The organism is Nocardiopsis alkaliphila YIM 80379 (genome assembly GCF_000341005.1).
In the GTDB taxonomy this organism is placed as follows: domain Bacteria; phylum Actinomycetota; class Actinomycetes; order Streptosporangiales; family Streptosporangiaceae; genus Nocardiopsis; species Nocardiopsis alkaliphila.
This window is the reverse complement of sequence record NZ_ANBD01000095.1, coordinates 43,445-51,200: the sequence shown is the minus strand read 5'-3', so window position 1 is coordinate 51,200 and position 7,756 is coordinate 43,445. Positions and strand designations below refer to the sequence as shown.

Sequence of the window (7,756 nt, the reverse complement as noted above, 5' to 3'; positions counted from 1 at the left end):
TCAGGAAGAATTCGCCCAGGTTGAAAAAGACGCTCCGCCACTATAGGACCCGACCACGATACGGATCGCAAATCTCACCTTCTGCGCCCGGCACGGGTCGGGCCCTTCCCCCTCGGGCCTCCCATCGGGACCAAAGACCGAAAAGACATCCGAGCCACTATCGAAGAAACGACCCGAAAATCCATACGGGCGAATCACGATCGAGTCACTTCAAGGGTGATACAGGGCTCTTCCAACACGAAACGATGACGATTCACCCCACTACTACAGACTCGCCCTGTCTCGATCCCAAGGCTCGCGGCTAGGATGCTTGACGTCCCGACCTTGACCGATGGGGCCTCGGCCTCCTCGGCGGCGAAGAGACGGTCGGGAGCACCCCGCTCCCATCGGGGCGTCCTCTCACGAAACGGGGAACTCCCGCTCCCCGCCGCCCGCACTCGCCCGCGGACGCGGTGGCGATCCCGGGCCCTCCTCCCCACGGTCCTTCACATGGCACTCACCCGACGATGCTCCGGGAGTCGCCACGAGGAACTCGTGAGAACCCATCGGAACGCACACGCGTCCCAAAGAACACGGTCAGCACATCACCGGGCGAGGGGAGCCATGAGCGAACACGGACCTTACAACCAGCCACCACAGAACCCTTACGGTGGCGGGGACGGCACCGGCGGCCAGCCGCCCTACGGGCCTGGCACCGGCGGCCAGCCCGGTTACGGCCAGGGCCCCTACCCGGGCAACCCCGGGCAGCAGGAGCACGGCATGTACTCGGGAGGCCAGCCGCCCTATGGCGGTCCGGGCGGCCCCGGCGGGCCCGGTATGCCGGGCGGCTACCCTCCACCCCAGCCGCCTCAGAACGGTGGGGGCGGCAAGGCCGGCCTGTGGGTGGTCATCGGTGGTGGCGCGATCATCGTGGTCCTCGTGATCGCCGTGATCATCATGCTGGTCACCCGAGGCAACAGTGGCGAAGAGATCGCCACCGGCCCCGACGAGACCACGCAGGCCACCGAGGAGACCGACGAGCCCGCGGAGGAGACCGACGAGCCGCAGTCCGGGGGCGGCGACGGCCCCTCCGGTGAGCCGCCCTACGCACTGCCCATCGAGCCCTGCGAAGCCTTCACCGAGCAGGTCACCGACGACTTCCTCCTGGATTCCAACCCCAACAAGAACGTCTCCGACTCCCGGGCGAGCTGTTCCACCATCGGTGATCCGCCCGAGGGCAACGACAGCGACGCCTACGGCTCACTGCGTCTGAACTACTCGGTGCCCTACAGCGGCAGTGACTCCATCGAGGGCGCAACGAACGACTTCGAGTACAACCTCGAGTACTACACCGGTGCCAAGAGCGAGGACTACTACCCGCCGGACAGCATCGAGGTGAACGAGGCCGTCGACGGCCTGGGCGATCAGGCCCAGCTGATCGTCACCGAGTACAACTACCTCGACGACCTCGTTCCCGTGGCCATCATCCTGGTCCGCGTGGGGAACATGAACATCGAGCTCACCTACCAGATCAACACCCTTGGTGAGCCCGACGACCTCGTCATGGACGAGGACATCGAGGCCAAGCTCACCGCCGCCGCCGAGGACGCCGTCGCGGTCATCGGCAACGAGTAGAACACCCCGTTCCGCACCCCGTCGGGGCGCGGAACACGAAGGGGGCCACGGCTTTTCGAGCCGTGGCCCCCTTCCCGGTGTTGGGGCCCCGATCAGTGGCCGGAGAGATCGGCGCGCACCCGACGGGCCGCCTCGACCATGTTGCGCAACGCCTGCTCGACCTCCGCGTAACCGCGCGTCTTCAGGCCACAGTCGGGGTTGACCCACAGTTTTGCGGGGTCCACGTGCGAGACCGCGTGCCGGAGCGATGCCTCGATCTCCTCGACCGAGGGAACCCGTGGCGAGTGGATGTCGTACACGCCCGGCCCGATCCCCCTCCCGTAGCCTCTCCCGCCCAACTCCTCCACCAACTCCATGCGCGAACGCGCCGCCTCGACGCTGGTGACGTCGGCGTCCAACGCCTCGATCCCACCGATGATCTCGTTGAACTCCGAGTAGCACATGTGCGTGTGGATGGTCGTGGTCGGTGCGACTCCGGAGGTGGCCAGACGGAAGGAGGCCACCGCCCATTCCAGGTACCGCGGACGCTGTGCCGCGCGCAACGGCAGCGATTCCCGCAAGGCCGCCTCGTCGACCTGGATGTGACGGATGCCCGCCCGCTCCAGGTCGGCGACCTCGTCACGCAAAGCCAGACCCACCTGACGGGCGGTCTCGCCCAAGGGCTGGTCGGTTCGCACGAACGACCAGGCGAGCATGGTGACCGGGCCGGTCAGCATGCCCTTGACGGGCTTGTCCGTGCGCGACTGGGCGTAGGTGATCCACTCGACCGTCATCGGCTCGGGGCGCGAGACGTCACCGAACAGGATCGGCGGACGAACACAGCGTGACCCGTAGGACTGGACCCATCCGTTCTCGGTGGTCGCGTAGCCCTTCAACCGCTCGGCGAAGTACTGGACCATGTCGTTGCGCTCGGGCTCACCGTGCACCAGCACGTCCAGACCGATCTCCTCCTGAAGCGCGATGACGCGGTCGATCTCCGCGCGCATCAAGGCCTCGTACTCCTCGGTGGGCAACTCTCCTCGACGATGCGCGGCACGTGCCCGACGAAGCTCCGAGGTCTGTGGGAAGGAACCGATGGTGGTCGTGGTGAGCCGACCCGACAGGGGTACGTTCCGGTCTTGGGGCCGCTGGTAGGCGTCCGTGCCCAAGGCGTCCAGACGGGCGCGCACACGGGCATCGGTGAAGGACACGTCCTTGGGTCCGGAGATCCCCTGAAGCTCGGTGTCGGCGCCCTCGGAGAGCACTCGGCCGAGCAGGGCCACCTCCCGGGTCTTCTGTTCCGCGAAGGCCAGCGTGGCACGCAGTTCCGGCGCCAGGGAGGTCTCCACCTCCAGGTCGATGGGAACGTGCAGCAAAGAGCAGGAGGTACCGACCCTGAGCTCCTCGGTCAGCGCCAGGAGGGTGCCCGACTCGGCGACGGCGGCCGGCGGGTCGGTGCGCCAGACGTTACGGCCGTCCACCACACCCGCGACCAGACCGGTGGAGCCCAGACCGGAGATCGCGACGAGGTCACGGGTGCCTTCGGAGTCGGTGACCAGGTCCAGGCCCACGGCCTCCACCCGTGAGTCCTTGAGCACGCGCAGCGCGTCCGGCCCGATGGACCCGAAGTAGGTGGACACCAGCAGGCTCGGGCGGTCGGTCGCCTCGCCCAGGCGCCGGTAGGCGCGCTCCAGGTGACCCACGGCCGCTCGGCCTTCGTCGGTCGTCAGAATGGGCTCGTCCAACTGGACCTCCGTGGCGCCCACGGCCCTCAGGTCGCCCAAGAGTTCGACGTAGGCGTCGAGAAGGTCATCGAGGAGCCCGATGGGCTCCCATCCCTCGGGGGCCTGCGTCGCGGCCTTGGCGAGCAGCAGGAAGGTCAGTGGCCCGACCAGGACCGGCCTGGTGTGATAACCGGCTTCGGTGGCCTCGCGGAACTCCCTGACGGGCTTGTCACCGACCAGCCGGGGACGGCTGCTCGGAGAGAGTTCGGGCACCAGGTAGTGGTAATTGGTGTCGAACCACTTGGTCATCTCCAGGGGCGGGGCACCCTGCTCACCTCGGGCGAGCGCGAAGTAGCGGCGCAGTCGCTCGTCCGCTCCATCGGCCGGCTCCGGGGAGTCGAAGCGCTCGGGCACGAGGTCGAACAGGACCGCCGTGTCCAGGACCTGGTCGTAGTAGGAGAAGGTGTTGGACGGAATCTCGTCCACACCGGCCCGGCGCAGTCGGGCGTAGACGTCCTCGCGCAGCCCGAAGGCGATGGCTTCGAGTTCTTGCGCGGTGATCGCGTCCTTCCAGTAGGACTCGATGGCGCGCTTGAGCTCGCGATCGGGTCCGATACGCGGGTAACCGTGCACCGTGGAACGCACGGACGGCCCGGTGGCCGCGGGGTTCGTTGTCATGAAGCTTCTCTCCCTCGTCGAAAGCCGGGCACCGGCCACGAGGATCGAGAGGAGGAACGCGGACACACCGAAGTACGCGCCGAGCGCGCGTGCCCTGCGACCTCGGCCCTCCCTCGGGGCGCGGGACCACCGGCGGCGCGGTCGCGCCACCGGGTGGAGGCAGGTCTTCGGACTCGTGGGCGCTTTCGACTCACACGTCGATTCTCCTACCGGCCGCCGCTTCCCGGTATCCGGCCCTTTCGGGCGGATCACCAGTGCCTATGGCGACGTTCGTTCCCACTCACCGCTGCGGGGCAGTCCCGGATTCCCACCGGGTTCCCTCTTTCGGCGCGCCCCGGCCCTCACCGAAACGGACCCGAAGGTTCGAGGATGGGGTGCGCACCTTCCACGCCTGCGAGTATAGGGAGCACCCCGCCGCCCCTGCACCGGTGTCCCCCTCGACCCGAGCACGAGAACCCCTTCATCGTGTCCGGCATCACACCCGATACCAGCGTTGCGTGAGAAGGCACCCCCTGCCCTCCTACGCACGTTCGTCTGACGATGGACGTGGAGAGCCCCCAAGGTGAAACAACAGAACACTCCGACCATGGCTCCCGAGCGCCCCATCCTCACGATCACGATCGCGATGGTGGTGCTCCTGGGACTGGTGTTGTCAACGACACGACCACCCGGTGTCACCGAGGAGGGCATCACCGAACATGTCGCGGCAGAAGATGCCGACCAAGACCGGCCCCCCGCGGACTCAGAGGATGGTCTGACCTTGGTGGATCCGGGCGTGGTCACCGGAATCGAGGAGGCCTCCCTGACCCACCAGGGCATCGGAGAGGTCTCCATCACCTACCCGGTCATTCCCAACGCCGAGCCCTTGACCGACTTCTTGGACCGCACCCTGGCCGACCAGGTGTCCGCCTTCGAAGCCGCCAATCCCGGCGCACGTTCGTTCGAGGGGACCTGGCGTCTGAGCGCCGCCCGGGACGGAATCGTGGGCGTGCGCTTCACCACCGTCGAGACCGACTCCGAGGAGACCCGCGAAGGCCAGGTCACCTACTGGTACGAGACCGACAACGGTGCGGTGCACGGCTCCAACGCGCTGCTGGCCGGCCAGGCAGAGCTCGCCGCGCTCAACGAACTGGTGCGGCAGAAGGCCCCGGATACCGTCTCGGGCGACTCCCTTCACCCGATCAGCGCTCTGTACGACTCCCTGGGTTTCACCCCCGAGGGCGATCTGGTGGTGGAGTTCGGCTCCGGGCGGGTCGCCCCTACTTCGGCAGGGCGTATCCACGTCGTGGTCGAGCGGGACACGGCCGAAGAGCTGTTGTCGGAGTTCGGGCTGCGTGCGCGCGAAGCCGCGACCACCGGTGTCGTCGAGTTCACGGTGGACACCGCTCCCGAGGTCGAGGAGGACGGTTCGAGGCCGCGTGCGCCCGGTGTGCTCTCCCCTCTCGACGACGGCGTGGACTGTTCCGATCCCCGGACGCGCTGCGTGGCGCTGACCTACGACGACGGTCCCGGCGGACGCACCCCCGAACTATTGGACGTGCTCGCCGAACACGACGCCAAGGCGACCTTCTTCGTGACGGGGCTTCCGATCATGGAACACCCGTGGACGGTGCGACGCGCCTATGCCGAGGGACACGAGATCGCCAACCACACCCTGGACCACCCGGACCTGGCAGCGATCGGCGAGGGTGCGGCCAGAAGCAACCTGGAGGCCACCCAGGCGCTGGTGTACCGCGAGACCGGTTACACCATGGACTTGATGCGTCCGCCCTACGGATCCACCAACGACACGGTCGCTCGGATCACCGAGGAGCTCGGGCTGGCCCAGATCATTTGGAGCGTCGACACCAACGATTGGCGGGACCGAGAGGTGGACGTGGTCGCCGAACGGGCCTTGGACGGTGACGCCGACGGGGCGATCATCCTCATGCACGACATCCATGACAGCACCATCGACGCCTCCCGCATCATCATCCGAGAGCTGGCCGAACGCGGATACACCATGGTCACGGTGTCGCAGCTGCTCGGCCCCACAGAGCCGGGTCGCACCTACGTCGACGGCGCCCCCGAGGAGGAAGGGCCCCAGCAGGACTCCGATGAGGAGGTCGATCCCCAGGTGTGAGGGGATCGGTGTCCACATGTGGTCACCGCCCCGGGAGCACGACCCCTCTCCCCTATGTTGCTGCCATCAGAAGCGGAGAACACCCGCGAAGGGGAGAGGGAGTCGGTTTTTGTCGTCGAACCCGAACACATCGGAACGCACCCTCGCCCGGTGTCAAGGGCGTCTCGGGGGACGGCCCTGGTCGGGAGCGACGGTGGTGGTCCTGGCCCTGTCCCTGGTCGCGTGTGCGGAGGATGTCGCGAGCGAAGGCGACCCCGAAGCGATCACGGTGCTCCAACGGGAGGCCGGGGGCGGCCTGACCGAGTGGATGGCCAGGGCCGAGGATTACCGGGACCACGTCCCGGAGGAGGACGTGGTGATCAGGGTGGCACTGCCCGAGTTCACCGACGCCGAGCCGTTCACCAGGGCCCTCGCCGACCGTGTGGAAGAGGAGGTCCAGGACTTCCGCTCAGGGACCCGGGGTCCGGTGAGCCTGGGCGTGGAATGGGAACTGGTGGCCGCCGGCGGTGTGCTGGGGGTACGTCTGGTGCGCACCGAAGAGGACATGCACGGGCTACGCGAGGCTTACGCCACGTACTGGTACGACTCGACAACGGGCGGATTCGCCTACTCCACCGAACTACTCGCGGGCCAGGAGGAACTGGACGAACTCAACCAGATCGCCCGCCAGGTCCTCGCCGATGACGAGGAGGTCTCCACCGAGTCCCTGCACCCGGTGTTACGTACCTATGACTCCCTCGGTTTCAATGACGACGGCGACCTGGTGGTGGAGTTCGACCCCGGGCACCTGTCCCCCGTGGTCGAGGGACACGTGCCCTCGACCGAGTACGGACGCAAAGTCGTGGTGGTCGAACACGCCACGGCCGCACCGTTGTTGTCGGACCTTGGCGAGCGTGCCAGAGACGCTTCCCTGGTGGACGAGCCCGACCTGACTCCGTCGCCCGCCGAGGGCGACGACGTGCACGGCGGGTCGCCCCCCGGGGTGTTCGTCCCCCACGTCCCGGACGTGGACTGCTATGACGGTCGGACCCGGTGTGTGGCGCTGACCTTCGACGACGGACCGGTGGAGGCCACCGATCACCTGTTGGACATCTTGGCCGAAGCAGAGGTCACCGCCTCGTTCTTCCTCAATGGCGACCCGGTCCTGACCCGGCCCGGAACACTGCGCCGGGCCTACGCCGAGGGCCACGAGGTGGCCAGCCACGGTGACCTGCACGACCCCATGGACCAGATGACGGCCCAGGAACTGCCCCCACAGGTGGCGGCGGTGAGCGCGATGATCCGACGCCAGACCGGGCACACCGTCGAGTTGTTCCGGCCGCCCTTCGGCGCCACCGACGAGGACGTGCTCACCGCGATCGCCGACCAGGAGATGGTCGAGACCATGTGGACGGTGGACAGCCAGGACTGGCGGGACCTGGAACGCGACGAGATCGTGGAGAACGTGGTCGGCCGGGTCGAACCGGGTTCGGTGGTACTGATGCACGATCCCCAGGCACCCACCATCGCCGCCGTCCCCGAGATCATCGAGAGGTTGAGGGAGATGGACTACGAGTTCGTGACCGCCACCCAGGCGATCGGCCACCCCGACCCCGGGTACAGCTTTCCCCAGGACTGGGACGGTGACCGGTAGCGGCGC

Annotated in this window: 4 protein-coding genes and 1 riboswitch; of the genes, 3 read left to right on the top strand and 1 reads right to left on the bottom strand. The window is 67.5% G+C overall.

Annotation, left to right across the window (positions count from 1 at the left end; genetic code table 11):
• The first annotated feature begins 603 nt into the window (after nucleotides 1-603).
• On the top strand, nucleotides 604-1,614 hold the full coding sequence (locus D472_RS0114400) for a hypothetical protein (protein WP_017605191.1): 1,011 nt from the start codon (nucleotides 604-606) through the stop codon (nucleotides 1,612-1,614).
• Nucleotides 1,615-1,706: 92 nt separating this feature from the next.
• Here D472_RS0114400 and metE read toward each other — a convergent pair whose 3' ends face one another.
• Nucleotides 1,707-3,995: a 5-methyltetrahydropteroyltriglutamate--homocysteine S-methyltransferase gene (gene metE / locus D472_RS0114395; protein WP_017605190.1), complete on the bottom strand. Its 2,289-nt coding sequence runs from the start codon at nucleotides 3,993-3,995 to the stop codon at nucleotides 1,707-1,709.
• Nucleotides 3,996-4,136: 141 nt separating this feature from the next.
• Nucleotides 4,137-4,359: riboswitch (cobalamin riboswitch) on the bottom strand.
• Nucleotides 4,360-4,581: 222 nt separating this feature from the next.
• Between metE and D472_RS0114390 the strand changes: the two genes are divergently transcribed.
• Both D472_RS0114390 and D472_RS0114385 read left to right on the top strand, forming a co-directional pair.
• The gene (locus tag D472_RS0114390) at nucleotides 4,582-6,117 is read left to right on the top strand and encodes a polysaccharide deacetylase family protein (RefSeq protein WP_033303843.1); all 1,536 of its coding nucleotides are present in this window, start codon (nucleotides 4,582-4,584) and stop codon (nucleotides 6,115-6,117) included.
• Nucleotides 6,118-6,310: 193 nt separating this feature from the next.
• Nucleotides 6,311-7,750, top strand: coding sequence for a polysaccharide deacetylase family protein (locus D472_RS0114385; RefSeq protein WP_017605188.1), 1,440 nt, complete (start codon nucleotides 6,311-6,313; stop codon nucleotides 7,748-7,750).
• Nucleotides 7,751-7,756: the final 6 nt, after the last annotated feature.

Excerpts from the sequence above, each read along its gene's own strand:
- D472_RS0114400 (WP_017605191.1), top strand. The coding sequence starts at position 604 with ATGAGCGAACACGGACCTTACAACCAGCCACCACAGAACCCTTACGGT.
- metE (WP_017605190.1), bottom strand. The coding sequence starts at position 3,995 with ATGACAACGAACCCCGCGGCCACCGGGCCGTCCGTGCGTTCCACGGTG.
- D472_RS0114390 (WP_033303843.1), top strand. The coding sequence starts at position 4,582 with ATGGCTCCCGAGCGCCCCATCCTCACGATCACGATCGCGATGGTGGTG.